Origin of the sequence: Cobetia sp. 10Alg 146, from assembly GCF_029846385.1 — a bacterium.
Taxonomy (GTDB): domain Bacteria; phylum Pseudomonadota; class Gammaproteobacteria; order Pseudomonadales; family Halomonadaceae; genus Cobetia; species Cobetia marina.
Genome location: NZ_JARWKT010000019.1, coordinates 1 through 1303 on the forward strand (window position 1 = coordinate 1; position 1303 = coordinate 1303).

At 52.1% G+C, this 1303-nt stretch carries 1 rRNA gene; it reads left to right on the forward strand.

Annotation, left to right across the window (positions count from 1 at the left end):
• Nucleotides 1-144: 144 nt before the first annotated feature.
• Nucleotides 145-1303 (forward strand): 23S ribosomal RNA (locus QD172_RS17270); the annotation flags it as partial.

Consider the following 1303-nt stretch of genomic DNA (forward strand, 5'->3'; position numbering starts at 1 on the left):
CTTCTCACTGTTCTCTGAACAGCCGCTCTTTAACAATGTGAATCATGCTGACGATGGAATGTGCGCCAAGCACATCTCCATCAAACGATATGTCGGAGAGGTCCGACAGATTCGTAATCCTTGACAGACCCCTTGGGGTTATATGGTCAAGCGATTAAGCGCATACGGTGGATGCCTTGGCAGCCAGAGGCGATGAAGGACGTGATAGCCTGCGATAAGCGTTGGCGAGGTGGCAAATACCCTGCGACCCAACGATTTCCGAATGGGGAAACCCACTCACCATCAGGTGAGTATCTATAGGCCAATACATAACCTATAGAGGCAAACCCGGGGAACTGAAACATCTAAGTACCCGGAGGAAAAGAAATCAACCGAGATTCCCCAAGTAGCGGCGAGCGAACGGGGACCAGCCCTTAAGCGATACAACTGACAGACGAACAAGCTGGGAAGCTTGACGATACAGGGTGATAGTCCCGTAGTCGAAGTCTGAGTATCGTGAAATCGAGTAGGTCGGGGCACGAGAAACCTTGACTGAACATGGGGGGACCATCCTCCAAGGCTAAATACTCCTGGCTGACCGATAGTGAACCAGTACCGTGAGGGAAAGGCGAAAAGAACCCCGGCGAGGGGAGTGAAATAGATCCTGAAACCGTATGCGTACAAGCAGTGGGAGCACCTTCGTGGTGTGACCGCGTACCTTTTGTATAATGGGTCAGCGACTTATATTCTGTGGCGAGCTTAACCGTATAGGGGAGGCGTAGCGAAAGCGAGTCTTAACTGGGCGACCAGTCGCAGGGTATAGACCCGAAACCGGGCGATCTATCCATGGCCAGGGTGAAGATTGAGTAACATCAATTGGAGGCCCGAACCCAAGTATGTTGAAAAATGCTGGGATGAGCTGTGGATCGGAGTGAAAGGCTAATCAAGCCCGGAGATAGCTGGTTCTCCTCGAAAGCTATTTAGGTAGCGCCTCACGTATCACCGCTGGGGGTAGAGCACTGTTTCGGCTAGGGGGTCATCCCGACTTACCAACCCGAGGCAAACTCCGAATACCAGTGAGTGCAGCGTGGGAGACACACAGCGGGTGCTAACGTCCGTTGTGAAAAGGGAAACAACCCAGACCGTCAGCTAAGGTCCCAAAATCCTGATTAAGTGGGAAACGATGTGGGAAGGCTCAGACAGCTAGGAGGTTGGCTTAGAAGCAGCCATCCTTTAAAGAAAGCGTAATAGCTCACTAGTCGAGTCGGCCTGCGCGGAAGATATAACGGGGCTAAATCAGGTACCGAAGCTACGGGTTCATCCT